At 58.6% G+C, this 15,091-nt stretch carries 11 protein-coding genes, 6 tRNA genes and 3 other RNA genes; 17 read left to right on the top strand and 3 right to left on the bottom strand.

All coding sequences use genetic code 11. The annotated features are described in order from the left end of the window. Window positions 1-74 precede the first annotated feature (74 nt). The 15 genes from tolA (at window position 75) to pnuC (ending at window position 7,567) form a co-directional block, all read left to right on the top strand. Window positions 75-1,301, top strand: a complete 1,227-nt coding sequence (gene tolA / locus L085_RS22105) for a cell envelope integrity protein TolA (protein ID WP_044031749.1) — start codon at window positions 75-77, stop codon at window positions 1,299-1,301. A gap of 132 nt (window positions 1,302-1,433) precedes the next feature. Beyond that, the gene (tolB, locus tag L085_RS22100) at window positions 1,434-2,726 is read left to right on the top strand and encodes a Tol-Pal system beta propeller repeat protein TolB (RefSeq protein ID WP_004939856.1); all 1,293 of its coding nucleotides are present in this window, start codon (window positions 1,434-1,436) and stop codon (window positions 2,724-2,726) included. Between the two features lie 44 nt (window positions 2,727-2,770). Continuing rightward, entirely contained in the window at window positions 2,771-3,286 is a 516-nt protein-coding gene (gene pal, locus L085_RS22095) for a peptidoglycan-associated lipoprotein Pal (RefSeq protein ID WP_004939853.1), read from the top strand. A 9-nt stretch (window positions 3,287-3,295) separates the two neighbouring features. Continuing rightward, a complete protein-coding gene (gene cpoB, locus L085_RS22090; RefSeq protein ID WP_004939852.1) occupies window positions 3,296-4,090 on the top strand; it encodes a cell division protein CpoB in 795 nt (264 codons plus the stop codon). Between the two features lie 178 nt (window positions 4,091-4,268). Beyond that, a tRNA-Lys gene (locus L085_RS22085) sits at window positions 4,269-4,344 on the top strand. A 29-nt stretch (window positions 4,345-4,373) separates the two neighbouring features. Continuing rightward, a tRNA-Val gene (locus tag L085_RS22080) sits at window positions 4,374-4,449 on the top strand. 7 nt (window positions 4,450-4,456) lie between these two features. Further along, a tRNA-Lys gene (locus tag L085_RS22075) sits at window positions 4,457-4,532 on the top strand. Between the two features lie 15 nt (window positions 4,533-4,547). Continuing rightward, window positions 4,548-4,672, top strand: a non-coding RNA gene (locus L085_RS24915) — RtT sRNA. A gap of 152 nt (window positions 4,673-4,824) precedes the next feature. Further along, window positions 4,825-4,900 (top strand) — tRNA-Lys (locus L085_RS22070). A gap of 13 nt (window positions 4,901-4,913) precedes the next feature. After that, window positions 4,914-5,037, top strand: a non-coding RNA gene (locus L085_RS24910) — RtT sRNA. A 45-nt stretch (window positions 5,038-5,082) separates the two neighbouring features. Beyond that, window positions 5,083-5,158, top strand: a tRNA-Val gene (locus tag L085_RS22065). 6 nt (window positions 5,159-5,164) lie between these two features. Continuing rightward, window positions 5,165-5,240 (top strand) — tRNA-Lys (locus tag L085_RS22060). Window positions 5,241-5,315: 75 nt separating this feature from the next. Then, window positions 5,316-5,438, top strand: a non-coding RNA gene (locus tag L085_RS24905) — RtT sRNA. Window positions 5,439-5,759: 321 nt separating this feature from the next. After that, the gene (gene nadA, locus L085_RS22055; RefSeq protein ID WP_015376982.1) at window positions 5,760-6,821 is read left to right on the top strand and encodes a quinolinate synthase NadA; all 1,062 of its coding nucleotides are present in this window, start codon (window positions 5,760-5,762) and stop codon (window positions 6,819-6,821) included. Between the two features lie 20 nt (window positions 6,822-6,841). After that, the gene (gene pnuC, locus L085_RS22050) at window positions 6,842-7,567 is read left to right on the top strand and encodes a nicotinamide riboside transporter PnuC (protein ID WP_021504601.1); all 726 of its coding nucleotides are present in this window, start codon (window positions 6,842-6,844) and stop codon (window positions 7,565-7,567) included. Between the two features lie 36 nt (window positions 7,568-7,603). Here the strand turns inward: pnuC and zitB are convergent, their stop codons facing one another. Genes zitB through L085_RS22035 form a run of 3 tightly spaced genes read right to left on the bottom strand, consistent with a single transcriptional unit; the run spans window position 7,604 to window position 12,368 of the window. Further along, on the bottom strand, window positions 7,604-8,566 hold the full coding sequence (zitB, locus tag L085_RS22045; RefSeq protein WP_015376984.1) for a CDF family zinc transporter ZitB: 963 nt from the start codon (window positions 8,564-8,566) through the stop codon (window positions 7,604-7,606). Further along, the gene (locus L085_RS22040; protein ID WP_044031748.1) at window positions 8,566-11,766 is read right to left on the bottom strand and encodes a transporter substrate-binding domain-containing protein; all 3,201 of its coding nucleotides are present in this window, start codon (window positions 11,764-11,766) and stop codon (window positions 8,566-8,568) included. The genes zitB and L085_RS22040 overlap by 1 nt, the downstream gene beginning before the upstream one ends. Continuing rightward, the gene (locus L085_RS22035; protein WP_015376986.1) at window positions 11,763-12,368 is read right to left on the bottom strand and encodes a response regulator transcription factor; all 606 of its coding nucleotides are present in this window, start codon (window positions 12,366-12,368) and stop codon (window positions 11,763-11,765) included. Before L085_RS22035 ends, L085_RS22040 begins: the two co-directional genes overlap by 4 nt. A gap of 212 nt (window positions 12,369-12,580) precedes the next feature. Here L085_RS22035 and aroG point away from each other — a divergent pair, with 212 nt between their 5' ends. Together aroG and L085_RS22025 are read left to right on the top strand one after the other, a co-directional pair. Further along, window positions 12,581-13,633 carry a 3-deoxy-7-phosphoheptulonate synthase AroG gene (gene aroG / locus L085_RS22030; RefSeq protein ID WP_044031747.1) on the top strand — a complete coding sequence of 351 codons (1,053 nt, stop codon included), beginning with the start codon at window positions 12,581-12,583 and terminating at the stop codon, window positions 13,631-13,633. A gap of 267 nt (window positions 13,634-13,900) precedes the next feature. Continuing rightward, window positions 13,901-15,091, top strand: a complete 1,191-nt coding sequence (locus L085_RS22025) for a DUF898 family protein (RefSeq protein WP_015376988.1) — start codon at window positions 13,901-13,903, stop codon at window positions 15,089-15,091.

The raw sequence follows: 15,091 nt of genomic DNA, 5'->3' as shown, positions 1-15,091 counted from the left end.
GCGAACGGCAACCCGGTTCCTGCGCTGTGGCCCAGGAACCCCGTATAAGCAACACCAGTTTTTGGGAATCTATTTTGGTAAAGGCAACTGAGCAAAACGATAAGCTGAACCGCGCCGTTATTGTTTCGGTCGTTCTGCACTTCATATTGATTGCCCTGCTGATTTGGGGATCGCTGCAGGAAAAGGTCGACATGGGCGCCGGCGGTGGCGGTGATGGCACCGTGGTGGGCGCGGTGATGGTCGATCCCGGCGCGGTGGTGGAGCAGTACAACCGCCAGCAGCAGCAGAGCAACGATGCGCAGCGTGCCGAGAAGCAGCGCCAGAAAAAAGCGGAGCAACAGGCCGAAGAGCTTCAGCAGAAGCAGGCGGAGCAACAGCAGCGCCTGAAAGAGCTGGAGAAAGAGCGTTTGGCGGCGCAGGAGAAAGCCGCGCAGAACGCCAAGGCGCAGGCTGAGCAACAGCAGAAGGCGGCGGAGCAGCAGAAGCAGGCCGCCGAGCAGCAAAAAGCGGCGGAAGCCGCCGCTGCGAAGGCCAAAGAGCAACAGAAGGTCGCCGAAGCCGCCGCCGCCAAGGCGAAGGCCGAAGCGGACAAGGTCGCCAAGGCGCAGGCGGACGCGCAGAAGAAAGCCGAAGCGGAAGCCAAGAAAGAAGCGGCTGCTGCCGCCGCCGCCAAGAAACAGGCGGAAGAGGCGAAGAAAGCCGCCGCCGCTGCCGCAGAGCAAAAAGCTGCAGAGGCCGCGGAGAAGAAAGCGGCTGCTGAAGCCGAGAAAAAAGCCGCAGCGGAAGCCGAGAAGAAGGCAGCCGCCGAGGCAGAGAAGAAAGCGGCCGCCGCTGAGAAAGCTGCGGCAGCCAAGAAAGCCGCTGCAGAGAAGAAAAAAGCCGCCGCCGAGGCTGCGAAGCAATCGGCGGAAGTTGATGACCTGTTTGGTGGCCTGGCGGACGGCAAGAACGCGCCGAAAGGTGGTGGTGCCAAATCGAAAGGTGATGGTAAACCGGCCGGGCAGGGCAATGCCAAGGCGGCAGGCGCCAGCGGGGCGGATATCAGCGGTTATATGGGGCAGATTCAAGGGGCGATTCAGAGCAAGTTCTATGACGCCAGTTCGTTCGCCGGCAAAACCTGCGACCTGCGTATCAAGCTGGCGCCGGACGGCCTGCTGATAAGTGTACAAGCGGCGGGCGGCGATCCTGCTTTGTGTCAGGCCGCGGTCTCTGCCGCCAAGTTGGCGCATATACCGAAGCCGCCGAGCGATGCCGTTTATCAGCACTTTAAGAATTCTATCCTTGAATTCAAACCGCAATAACGGTTGATTGAGTGAGTAATATCACAGGGATGTACTAAGGTAACCAACAGGGATTATGTAGTTTTGCGTAAGTTGGTTTGTTAAAATTCTGCTAATTTATCGCAGGCATCCCGCCTGGATAAGGGAGATGAGATGAAGCAGGCATTTCGAGTAGCGCTAGGTTTTTTAATTCTGTGGGCGTCCGTGTTGCACGCGGAAGTTCGCATTGAAATCACCCAAGGGGTCGACTCCGCTCGCCCGATTGGTGTGGTGCCGTTTAAATGGGCGGGCCCAGGCACGCCGCCGGAAGATATCGGCAAGATTGTCGGCGCGGATCTGCGCAACAGCGGCAAATTCAACCCGATCGACGTGGCGCGCATGCCGCAGCAACCGACCTCCGCGTCTGAAGTGACGCCGGCGGCCTGGACCGCGCTGGGCATCGACGCCGTGGTGGTCGGCCAGGTTCAACCTGGCGCCGACGGCAGCTACCTGATCTCCTACCAGCTGGTGGATACCTCGGGTTCGCCGGGCACCGTATTGGCGCAGAACCAGTATAAAGTGACCAAACAGTGGTTGCGTTATTCTGCCCATACCGCCAGCGACGAAGTGTTCGAGAAGCTGACCGGCATCAAGGGCGCGTTCCGCACCCGTATCGCCTACGTGGTGCAGACCAACGGCGGGAAATTCCCGTACGAGCTGCGCGTAGCGGATTACGACGGTTACAACCAGTTCACGGTGCACCGTTCGCCTGAGCCGCTGATGTCGCCGGCCTGGTCGCCGGACGGCAGCAAACTGGCTTACGTGACCTTCGAGAGCGGCCGCTCTGCGCTGGTGGTGCAGACCCTGGCTAACGGCGCTATCCGCCAGATCGCCTCGTTCCCGCGCCACAACGGTGCGCCGGCGTTCTCGCCGGACGGCAGCAAGCTGGCCTTCGCGCTGTCCAAGAGCGGCAGCCTGAACCTGTACGTGATGAACCTCGGCTCCGGCCAGATCACGCAGCTGACCGATGGCCGCAACAACAACACCGAACCGACCTGGTTCCCGGATGGCCAGTCTCTGGCGTTTACCTCCGACCAGGGCGGGCGTCCGCAGATTTATAAAATCAGCGCCAGCGGCGGTGCCGCACAGCGTCTGACGTGGGAAGGCTCTCAGAACCAGGATTCTGAAGTCAGCTCCGACGGTAAATTCCTGGTGATGGTCAGCACCAACAGTGGTGCACAACACATCGCCAAACAAGATCTTGGATCGGGCGCCGTTCAGGTTTTGACCGGCACCTTCCTGGATGAAACGCCTAGTATTGCGCCAAACGGCACCATGGTGATCTATAGCTCCACGCAAGGTATGGGCTCCGTGCTGCAGTTGGTGTCAACTGATGGGCGTTTCAAAGCGCGTCTTCCGGCAACTGATGGACAGGTCAAATTCCCTGCCTGGTCGCCGTATCTGTGATGCATGTGTAAATATGTATGGCAAACTATAAAAGGATCAAAGAAATGCAACTGAACAAAGTGCTGAAAGGGCTTCTGCTGGCACTGCCAGTTCTGGCTGTAGCAGCTTGTAGTTCTAACAAAAGCGCGAACAACGACCAATCTGGTATGGGCGCTGGCGCCGGCACTGGTATGGAAAACGGCAGCAGCAACCTGTCTTCCGAAGAACAAGCTCGTCTGCAGATGCAAGAACTGCAGAAGAACAACATCGTTTACTTCGGCCTGGACAAGTATGACGTAAGCTCCGAATTCGCTCAGATGCTGGACGCGCACGCTGCATTCCTGCGTAACAACCCGTCTTACAAAGTGACCGTTGAAGGCCACGCTGACGAACGCGGCACGCCGGAATACAACATCGCTCTGGGTGAGCGTCGTGCTAACGCCGTTAAAATGTACCTGCAAGGTAAAGGCGTTTCCGCTGACCAGATCTCTATCGTTTCTTACGGTAAAGAAAAACCAGCAGTACTGGGCCACGACGAAGCGGCTTATGCTAAAAACCGTCGTGCCGTTCTGGTTTACTAAGAGAATCGCATGAACAGTAACTTCAGACGTCACCTGTTGAGTCTGTCGTTACTGGTTGGCGTAGCGGCCCCTTGGGCCGCTACTGCCCAAGCGCCAATCAGTAATGTCGGCTCCGGCTCGGTCGAAGACCGTGTCACCTCGCTTGAGCGCATCAGCAATGCTCAAGGCCAGCTTTTAAACCAACTCCAGCAGCAACTCTCTGACAATCAACGCGATATTGATTCTCTCCGTGGGCAGATCCAGGAAAGCCAGTATCAGTTGAATCAGGTCGTTGAACGCCAGAAGCAAATCTATCAACAGATGGATAGCCTCAGCCAGGGCGGCGCTCAGAGCGCCTCTGCGGCAGCGGGCGCTGCCGGCGGGGCAGCCGCAGGCGCATCTTCCGATGCGGGCAGCAGCGCGCCTGCAGCCGCCTCTGCAACACCGAGTGGCGGTGATGAGAACAGTGACTACAACGCCGCTGTTTCTCTGGCGCTGGAAAAAAAACAGTATGACCAGGCGATTTCCGCCTTTCAGTCCTTCGTAAAACAGTACCCGAAGTCTACTTACCAGCCCAACGCCAACTATTGGCTGGGTCAGTTGTTCTACAACAAGGGTAAAAAAGACGATGCGGCCTATTATTTTGCGGTGGTGGTGAAGAATTACGCTAAATCACCGAAGGCGCCGGACGCCATGTACAAGGTGGGTATCATCATGCAGGAAAAAGGGCAGGCTGATAAAGCCAAGGCCGTGTTCCAGCAGGTGATTAAACAATACCCAACCAGTGCGGCGGCCAAGCAGGCGAAAAGTCGCGTAGGCGGTTAACGGTTAGAAAAATGAGCCCAGAAGTTAGTCGATTTGACCGATTTCTGGGCTCATTCGCGTGAAGAACAAGCAGTTGAACGCATCAGTAAAAAATTTAGGTTGCGCTGCCAAGATAAATTAGTAATATATGCCGCCGTTGCCAAGACATCTTGCAAGATGTTAAAGCGGCAGGGAAATTGGGTCGTTAGCTCAGTTGGTAGAGCAGTTGACTTTTAATCAATTGGTCGCAGGTTCGAATCCTGCACGACCCACCAATTTCTGAAGTAGCAGTAACCACAACAGTGGGTGATTAGCTCAGTTGGTAGAGCATCTCCTTTACACGGAGGGGGTCGGCGGTTCGAGCCCGTCATCACCCACCACTGTTATGGGTCGTTAGCTCAGTTGGTAGAGCAGTTGACTTTTAATCAATTGGTCGCAGGTTCGAATCCTGCACGACCCACCATTCTTAGAGAATGGCTGCAATAGAGAATCGTAAAGGATGAGAACCGTAAAGGTTCGAGTCTCGCAAAGCGAGACAACATCACTCCGGTGATGGCCCGCAAGGGCGAGGCCAAAGGCCGAGTTATCCTGCACGACCCACCATTCTTAGAAAATGGCAGCTTCAGAATAGGTTTGATGTGGCAAAGTAAAGGTCCGAGTCGAGTACCCGTCGAGTTGTCCTGAACATCCCCATCCTTGTTTTCCGCGAGTCGGTTTTTGTAACCTATTCGCCACCAGCAGTAAACCACATCAGTGGGTCGTTAGCTCAGTTGGTAGAGCAGTTGACTTTTAATCAATTGGTCGCAGGTTCGAATCCTGCACGACCCACCACTCTTTGATAGAGCAAGGTGTTAAATCGTCAGGATGAGAACCGTAGAGGTTCGAGTCTCGCGAAGCGAGACAACATCACCCCGGTGATGGCCCGTTAGGGCGAGGCCAAAGGCCGAGTTATCCTGCACGACCCACCACTCTTTGATAGAGCAAGGTGTGAAAAATAGCAGTACCACAGCAGTGGGTGATTAGCTCAGTTGGTAGAGCATCTCCTTTACACGGAGGGGGTCGGCGGTTCGAGCCCGTCATCACCCACCACTCTGCGGGTCGTTAGCTCAGTTGGTAGAGCAGTTGACTTTTAATCAATTGGTCGCAGGTTCGAATCCTGCACGACCCACCAATTCAGAAAAAAGCGCCTTTTGGCGCTTTTTTCGTTTCTGTAATACCCAAACCTGACTTTATCCTCTTGCCAACAGAGTTCACCGAATCGTGCAGGATGAGAACCGTAGAGGTTCGAGCATCGCGCAGCGATACGACAACGCGTAGCGTTGCCCGCAGGGTGAGGCCACAGGCCGAATCAATCCTGCACGACCCACCAATACAGAAAAAAGCGCCTTTTGGCGCTTTTTTCGTTTCTGTAATACCCAAACCTGAATCCCTGCTTTCTCGTTTCAACACTGCATCGATCGGCATCTCGCTCTTCTCTGAACGCCATACGCCCCCACCAGGACATTATCCGTCGTGATCTGCGTGGTCAATGTCTGTGTTTTTAATCTATTAAACACTGAGTGCGTAAATATGAAAATATCAGCGGACTTTTCGCGCGGTTTTAGGTATTTTGTTTAGTATATAAAACGAGGGGCGTTGCGGCAGGCGATATTCACGCGGCAGGCGCCCAGCCTAGCATGAGATTGCAGCGATGAGTGAAATGTTTGATGTCAACGCGGCGGTGTATCCCTTCCCGCCGAAACCGGTACCGCTGGACGTAGCGGAAAAAGCCTTTTATCGCGAGAAGATCAAAACCCTGCTCAAGCAGCGCAACGCGGTAATGGTCGCCCATTATTATACCGACCCGGAAATCCAGGCGCTGGCGGAAGAAACCGGCGGCTGCGTGGCGGATTCGCTGGAAATGGCGCGCTTCGGCAGCGCGCATCCGGCTTCGACGCTGTTGGTGGCCGGCGTGCGTTTCATGGGGGAAACCGCCAAGATCCTCAGCCCGGAAAAGCAGGTGCTGATGCCGACGCTGTTTGCCGAATGTTCGCTGGATCTGGGCTGCCCGGAAGAGGAATTTCATGCGTTTTGCGACAGTCATCCCGATCGCACCGTGGTGGTTTATGCGAATACCTCGGCGGCGGTCAAAGCGCGCGCTGACTGGGTGGTGACCTCCAGCATCGCCGTCGAACTGATCGAGCATCTGGATAGCCTGGGCGAGAAAATTATCTGGGCGCCGGATCGTCATCTCGGCAGCTATGTGCAGAAGCAGACCGGCGCCGACGTGCTGTGCTGGCAAGGTGCCTGCATTGTCCATGACGAGTTCAAGACCCAGGCGCTGCGGCGCATGAAGGCGCTCTATCCGCAGGCGGCCATCCTGGTGCATCCCGAATCGCCTCAGGCGGTGGTCGAGCTGGCGGATGCGGTGGGATCGACCAGCCAACTGATTCAGGCGGCGAAAACATTGCCGCATCAACAGCTGATTGTCGCCACCGATCGCGGTATCTTTTACAAGATGCAGCAGGCTTGTCCGGACAAGGAACTGTTCGAGGCGCCGACCGCCGGAGAGGGCGCGACCTGCCGCAGCTGCGCGCATTGCCCGTGGATGGCGATGAATGGCCTGAAGGCGATTGCCGAAGGGCTGGAGCAGGGGGGCGCGCAGCATGAGATCCACGTGGACGCCGCGCTGCGTGAGAAGGCGCTGGTGCCGCTGAACCGCATGCTGGATTTCGCCGCTCAGCTTAAGATGCAGGTTAAAGGCAACGCTTAACCGTTTAAAAGGATGACCTCATGAGCTTCTTCAGTACCAGCAATATTCTGGTGCATATTCCGCTTGGCGCGGGCGGTTACGATCTGTCGTGGATCGAAGCCATCGGCACACTGTTCGGGTTGCTGTGCATCTGGTACGCCAGCAAGGAAAAAATCATCAACTACCTGTTCGGCCTGATCAACGTCACGCTGTTCGCGGTGATTTTCTTCCAGATCCAGCTGTACGCCAGCCTGCTGCTGCAGCTGTTTTTCTTCGGCGCCAACATTTACGGTTGGTATGCCTGGAGCCGCCAGACGCAGGATAATCAGGCCGAGCTGCAGATCCGCTGGCTGCCGCTGCCGAAAGCGTTGGCCTGGGCAGCGGTTTGCGTTATCGGCATTGGCCTGATGACTTTCAACATTGACCGCGTGTTCGCCTGGCTGACGCAGATTGCGGTAGCGGTGATGCAAGGGCTGGGGCTGAACGTGCAGATGCCGACGCTGCAGCCGGACGCGTTCCCATTCTGGGATTCGGCGATGATGGTGCTGTCCATCGTGGCGATGATCCTGATGACGCGCAAGTACGTGGAAAACTGGTTGCTGTGGGTGGTGATCGATGTCATCAGCGTGGCGATCTTTGCCTACCAGGGCGTGTATGCGATGGCGCTGGAGTATGTCATTCTGACGCTGATCGCCCTGAACGGCTCCTGGCTGTGGATCAAGAGTGCCGGGCGCAACCATTCCAATCCGTTATCTTCCGCTCCGTAATAACAGCAGAGGGCGCCGTGATGGCGCCCTCTTGGCTTAGTGGCGATGCCCCAGGTGCGAATGCGCTTCGGCATGTGAGTGTTCACTCGGCTCCGGCGCCCGGTTGATGCCGCAGTCCGGCGTCTCACAGTGCCGGTACTCCATCTGAATGGTCACGTGGCCAATCTTGTAGTGTTCCAACAGATAAGCCTGAATGCGTTGCAACAGCCCATCGTGGTCATGCGGCGGGATCACCTGCGCATGCAGCGTCATCAGCTTCTGTTCGCCGATCTGCCAGACGTGTACGTGGTGGATATTGCGCACTTCCGGGATGTTCAGGCACAGGTCTTTTTGCAGCTTGGCGATGTCGACCTCCTGCGGCGTGCCTTCCAGCAGCTCGTGGAAGCTCTCCTTCAGCAGCCGCCAGGCGCTGCGCAGCACCAGACAGGAGACCAGCACCGACAGGATCGGGTCAATCGGCGTCCAGCCGGTGGCAAGAATGACGATGGCGGCGACGATGGCCCCCACCGAGCCGAGCAGGTCGCCCAGTACATGCAGCGCGGCCGCCCTCACGTTGATATTTTTCTCTTCGTTGCCGCGATGCAGCAGCCAGAAGGCGAACAGGTTCGCCAGCAGCCCCGCTATGGCGATGATCAGCATCGGAGTGCCCATCACCGGCTGGGGTTCGAAGAAACGCCGTATCGCCTCCCACAGGATGAATACCACGATCACCAGTAGCGCCGCGGCGTTGAGGAAGGCCGCCAGGGTGGTCAGGCGCAGATAGCCAAAGGTGTGGCGCGCGTTGGGCTTGCGCTGGGAAAAGTGCACCGCCATCAGCGCCACCAGCAGCGCGGCGGCATCGGTCAGCATGTGCCCCGCGTCGGCCAACAGCGCCAGCGAGCCGGACAACAGGCCGCCGACCACCTCGGCCACCATAAAGACGGCGGTGACTAAAAAAGCGGTCAGTAGGCGTTTACTATTACTGTCTTTCGGCAGGTGTACGTGTGGAGTGTCCGACATTATTCATCCTTATGCATAGCGAAAGTGGGGGCGGCGGCGAGCAGAGCGTCCAGCTCCGGTTCTATCTGCGCCACTAACGCCTTTAATTTAGTATAAGCGGCGGCGGCAAGCTCGCCCCGACGTGCGGTTTCCACCAGTTGCTGGCACAGCTGCGCGGCTTCCGGCAGCTGCAGCATCAGCAGGCTGCCCTTGATGCGGTGCGCCGCCTGTTCCAGGCGTGACCAGTCGCTCGCGGCGACGGCATCCGCGAGCCGCTGCCGGTCTTGCCGCAGCGTGCCGCTGAGCGTCTGCGCCAGCCGCTGCATCATGGCGCGATCGCCGCCCGCCATTTCGGCCAGCGTTTGCCGCAGGTCAGTAAGGACTAACTTTTCTTCCTGAACCTGCGGTTGCTGAGCCAATACCTGGCCGATCGCCGCCAGTGAAATCGGCTTGGTCAGGAAGTGGTCGATCGCCACCAGCCCTGGCGGGATGCGGGTAAACTCCTGCACGTCTGCCGAGCAGAGCACGATGCGGCAAGGCGGGCGCCGTAGCCGCTGTTCGTCGCGGCGGATCAGCCTGGCCAGCGTCAGGCCGTCCGGGCGCGGCATGTTATAGTCGATAAACAGCAGATCGAAAGGCTGCCGGCGCTGAGCCTTCAGCAGCGCATAGCCTTGTTCAAAGCGGGCCGGCTGCAGCCCGAAGTGGCGCAGCTGGCGTTCCAGCAACAACAAATTGGTGGGATGGTCGTCGATCAGCGCGGTACGCAAGGCGGAAGACGGCAGAGCAAAGGTGCGCTCCTCCTGGGCGCCAGCCGGCGCGGCGCCGCTCAGCTCGACCGGTATCGCGACCTCGACGCGGGTGCCGACGCCCGGCTGCGAGTGCAACTCGATGCGGCCGCCCATCTGTTCGACGATTTCTTTGCAGATCGACAGGCCCAAACCGGTACCTTGCACCGAGATGCGTTGCGCGCCGCGCGCGCGGTAAAACGGTTGGAACAACTTGCCTACCTCATCGGCGGCGATGCCGCAGCCGCTGTCGTTCACCGTTAACTGCAACTCTCCCCGTCGTTCATCCTGTGCGCGCCAGCCGACGTCGACCTGAATGGCGCCGCGCGGCGTGAACTTTATCGCGTTGTTTATCAGGTTGTTAGCCACCTGAAGTAAACGCTCACCATCAATAATCACCGCCTCCGGCAGCGCCGGATCCGCCACCACGCTCAAGGTCAACGGCCGTTCGCCGATAAGCGGCCGGTAAAGGGCGTCGATGCGCGCGACCCAGGGGTGCAGCGCCACCGGTTTCGGCGCCAGCGTCAACGACCCGGTTTCCAGCCGCGCGTGATCCTGCAGGTCGTTGAGCAGGTTGAGCAGCGATGAGGCCGAACTGTAAATCACCGGCAGGCCTTCCGGCGCAGGTTGGCGTTTGAGCTCCAGTTCCAGCAGGCCGAGGATGGCGTGCATCGGCGTGCGCAGTTCATGGCTGACGGTGGCGAGGAATTTGCTCTTCATGCGATTTTCCGCTTCGGCGCGGCGGCGCGCCTGCTCGAGCTCTTCGCGTTCGCGTTTTTCACGGCGCTGCAGCATGAAACGGCGCAGCGTCAGCGCCAGCAGCAGCACGGTGGCGGCGGCCAACAGCGCCAGCAGCCAGGTGGTCTGCGGCGGCATGCGGTTGTCGTTCACCGCGTCGATAAGGTTGCTGCGGTCGACGATCCACTCGTCGCGCAGCGATTGCAGGGTATCCGCCGGGATCTGCATCAGGTTCTTATCGAGGATCGCCAGCAGCAGCGGTTGATCGCGGCGCACGCCGAAGGCCACCGGATAGGGGATGTTGTTGGCGGCGAAGGCCAGCTTGATGGCGCCGGAATAGCGCGACAGCGCCAAAAAGTTGGCGGAGATGACGTTATCCACCAGCGCATCCAGCTGGCCGTTGGCCAGCGCGTCGTACATCGACTTGCTGTCGGCGAAGCTGACGGTCTGTTCCTGCTCCGGCACCAGCCCCTGAGCCAAATCGCCCTGCAGTACGCCGATGCGCTTGCCGGCCAGATCGCCCCAGGTCGAGACGCCGTTGGCATACTGGCCGACGTAAACGCCCCACAGCGAACGGTGGATCGGCATGCTGGCGCCATAGCGCGCCTTGACGCCGCGCGCCAGCGGCAGGGCGGCGCGGAAGCTGGCCTGGCCGGACTGCACCAGCTGATCGGCCTGCTCGGCATTGCGCGCCCACAGCGGCGCGAAACGCAGCCCGGTGTTTTGCGCGATGATGTTGAGAATATCGATGGCATAGCCGCGCGGCTGGCCGTCGGAACCGCGGTAGGCGAACGGGAAGTTGTTCTCGATGGCGGCGTAGTAAACCACGCGGTGGCTCGCCACCCAATTCTTCTCCATCGTCGTCAGATCGGCATTGCCGGTATCGAGGTAGCTGGGGATCTTTTTGCTCCAGCGGCTCTGCAGGGCATTCATCAGTTCCATCGGCGCGTCGGCGATGGCGGTGTCCAGCGTGTCTATCAGGCGCGGGTCGGCGGCGGCGAACACGAAGGAAAGGTTGCCCAGGTTCTCGTTGCTTTCAATTTGATAGAGCTGGCCGAGCTGCAGCTGGTCGATGATAAAGCTGGCGCTGGCCTCGTCGGCGATAAAGTAGTCGCTGCTGCCGTTGAGCAGCGAATAGACAGCCTGCAGGTTGTTGTCGTAGCGCTGGATCTGCGACGCCACCGCCTGCAGGGCGCCGCCGGACTGCATGTCGGTCAGCGCGCCGATCGCGACGCGGGCGTTGGCGGAATTGAGCATCACCGGCCGATCGTTGCTGCGATCGCGCAATACGCGCAGGTTGCTGATGTAGTAAGGCTGGGAGATCTCCAGCCCGTGCAGCGCTTCGCTCTGCGGGATGCCGTACAGCAGATCGACCTTGCCGTCGTGCAGCGCCTGTTCCAGCTGGGTCAGATCGGCGAAGCCGTAAATGGCGAAGCGGATGCCGGTTACCTGCTGGATATAGCCGAGGTAGTCGGCGTTCAGCCCATACAGATCGTCGTCCACGATGATGTTGTACGGGCTGGTGTTCTCACTGATGATGCCGACGCGCAGCGTGCGATCGCGCCAGGGATTTTTCTCGCCGACGATCAGCATATTCTCGGGGGGATTCAGGTTGCTGACCAGCTGATAGCGCACCGGCTCCGCCGCCTGCGCCAGGCCGCACCACAGGATCAGCAGCAGCAGGGCGCGGCGCATCATGGCGCCAGCTCTTTAAACACCGCCACCAGTTCCAGCAGGTTGCCGGCGCCGGTTTTGCGCTGGATGTTTTTCTTGTGCGTGCTGACGGTCTTGTTGCTGATGTGCAGCCGGTCGGCGATCTGCAGGTTGGACAGCCCCTGGCTCAGCAAGCCCAGCACCTCGAGCTCCTTGGGCGTGAGCAGCCCGCCGTCCGCCGTCGGCGCCTCTTCGGCCAGCGCGGCGGCGGGGAAGCTGGTTTCACCGTCCAGCACCTGCTCGATCGCCTGCACCAACTCCGCCAGCGAGCTGCCTTTATTGACGAAACCGTCGGCGCCGGCGGCATGCGCCATGCGTGCGTACACATCGGCTTCCTGCGCGGTGTAGATCAGGATCTTTTGTTGCGGGTAGTGGCGGCGGATTTTTTTCAACAGCTGCAGCCCGTCGACCTGCGGCAGGCCGATATCCAGGATCACCAGGCCGAAAGCGGCCTCGGCCAGCAGGGCCAGCGCCTGAACGTCGTCCTGCGCCGCCTGCAGGCGGTAGGCGCGGGCTGATTTCATTAGCGCCGCTTCCAGTGCGACATGGACCACCGGGTGGTCATCAACTAATAACAGAGAGGGCATGTTCAACTCGGGTCACTTTATATTCCGATCGCTAGCATAGCGAAAAAGGAGGCTCTGCGCTCCCCTGATGAAACAGCACAATCTGCTGTTAATTTGGCGGTTCCAGCGGCGGGGGGCAAAGGTGATTTACAGCGCCATTCTCACAGGCTAGATTGTTGAGATCTACACCGTTACGCACTGCGAAAGACCCCACGATACCGAATGGAAAAGCTATGAATTACCAAAACGACGATTTACGCATTAATGATATTAAGGAACTCCTGCCGCCGGTGGCTCTGCTGGAGAAATTCCCGGCCACTGAACGCGCGGCAAAGACGGTGTCCCAGGCCCGCAGCGCAATTCACAATATCCTCCGCGGCAGCGACGATCGCCTGCTGGTGGTGATTGGCCCTTGCTCCATCCATGATACCCAAGCCGCCAAAGAGTACGCGGGGCGCCTGCTGGCGCTGCGTGAAGAACTGAGCGGCGAGCTGGAAGTGGTGATGCGCGTGTACTTCGAAAAACCGCGCACCACCGTGGGCTGGAAAGGCCTGATCAACGATCCGCAGATGGACAACAGCTTCAACATCAACGACGGCCTGCACCTGGCGCGCAAGCTGCTGGTGGAGATCAACGACAGCGGCCTGCCGGCCGCCGGCGAATTCCTCGACATGATCACGCCGCAGTACCTGGCGGATCTGATGAGCTGGGGCGCCATCGGCGCGCGCACCACGGAATCGCAGGTGCACCGCGAGCTGGCCTCCGGCCTCTCGTGCCCGGTCGGCTTCAAGAACGGTACCGACGGCACCATCAAGGTGGCGATCGACGCCATCAACGCCGCCGGCGCGCCGCACTGCTTCCTGTCGGTGACCAAGTGGGGCCACTCGGCGATCGTTAACACCAGCGGCAACGGCGACTGCCACATTATCCTGCGCGGCGGCAAAGAGCCGAACTACAGCGCGGCGCACGTGAAGGACGTCAAAGCCGGCCTGAGCAAAGCCGGGCTGCCGGCGCAGGTGATGATCGACTTCAGCCACGCCAACAGCAGCAAACAATTCAAAAAGCAGCTGGACGTGAGTGCGGACGTGTGCGGGCAGATCAGCGGCGGTGAAAAAGCGATCATCGGCGTGATGATCGAAAGCCACCTGGTGGAAGGCAACCAGAACCTCGAAAGCGGCGAACCGCTGGTTTACGGCAAGAGCGTGACCGACGGCTGCATCGGCTGGCAGGACACCGAAACCGTGCTGCGCGATCTGGCGGCGGCGGTAAAAGCGCGCCGCGGATAACCGCAAACAATGAAAAGGGCCCGATAGCGGGCCCTTGTTTTATCCTTGTCATTGCACTTCTCTGTATTCCACGACTTTAAGGCTTACAGTTAATGGGCCAATTAAGTCTTTAAGCGACCCCCTTCGCATTATTCCTATTTAAGAAAAGAATAATTGTCACTGCTCGCGGCATTGTGCTTATATAAGACGCTTTTTTTATTCCATAAACCCCGCAGGCCTAATAAGTGGGGAGTGGTATGACCTTATTCCTTTCAGGATGAAAGAATTATGACAAACAATACCTCGCAGCCGCTGGGGCTGCACCGGATTAAATTCCATGGGAAAGGTGGTGAGTACTTCGCTATTTGGTTAGTCAATGCATTATTGACCGCCCTGACCCTGGGCATCTATTCCGCCTGGGCGACGGTGCGCCGTCGCCGCTATTTTTACGGCAACACGGAATTGGACGGCGATCGTTTCGACTACCATGCACAACCGCTGCAAATTCTGAAAGGGCGGCTGTTGGTGATCGGCGGCATCATCGTGTTTTATATCTTGCTGGCGATAACGCCACTGTTGGGGCTGCTGGCTTTGCTGGTGTTGCTTGCCCTGCTGCCGTGGATCGTTATCCGCAGCTGGCGCTACAATGCGATTATGTCGAGCTATCGCGGCGTGCGTTTTAATTATGTCTGCCGCACCGGGCGCGCCTATTGGGCTTTACTGTTCTGCCCGTTATTGCTGATTATCGGGCTGTATGTCGGTCTGATCATCTTGCTCGGCATTGGCAGCGGTCTTGGCAGCATCAACGCCATCGCTTTTATGCTGGTGCTGACGTTGATTTTGGCCGTGCCGGCATTTGCGGCGGTAAATGGTATTATTAGCGCACTGCAGCATGATTTGTACGTTAATAACCTGTTCTTCGGGCGCACACCGTTTATTGCCGAACTGAAGAAATCGGCCTTTATCAAATTTGCCTTGATCGGCCTGCTCATATTCCTGCCATTTATGTTGGTCGCGTTGGTGTGCATCGGTTCGTTCTTCTTTACTCTCTATCAGATGGTGTTGATGGGTCTGTTGACCAACGAAGCCATTGATGTGCTGGTGCTGGACAATATCAGCAGCCTTCTGCTGATGATGGTGGTGCTGTTGATCGGCGCGCTGGTGGCCAGCAGCTACCAGGTCGTTGCCCAGCGCAATTATCTGTTTAACCAGGCAAGGCTGAACGGCGACATCAAGCTGCATTCCTCAATGAAAACGCTGCCATACATGGGATTGTTGATCACCAATACCCTGATTACCCTGTTCTCGCTCGGTTTGGCGACGCCGGTGGCGGAAGTGCGTCATGCCCGTTATCTGGCGGCCTGCACGGCGGTTGAAGGCGATCTGGCGCTGCTGGACATTACGGCGCATCAGGAAAGCGCCAACAGCGCGGTGGCCGAAGAAGCGCTGCAGGCGCTGGATCTGGGCGGCAACTTCTGA

It is taken from the genome of Serratia sp. FS14 (assembly GCF_000695995.1).
In the GTDB taxonomy this organism is placed as follows: Bacteria; Pseudomonadota; Gammaproteobacteria; order Enterobacterales; family Enterobacteriaceae; genus Serratia; species Serratia nematodiphila.
This window is presented reverse-complemented; position numbering and strand designations above follow the sequence as displayed.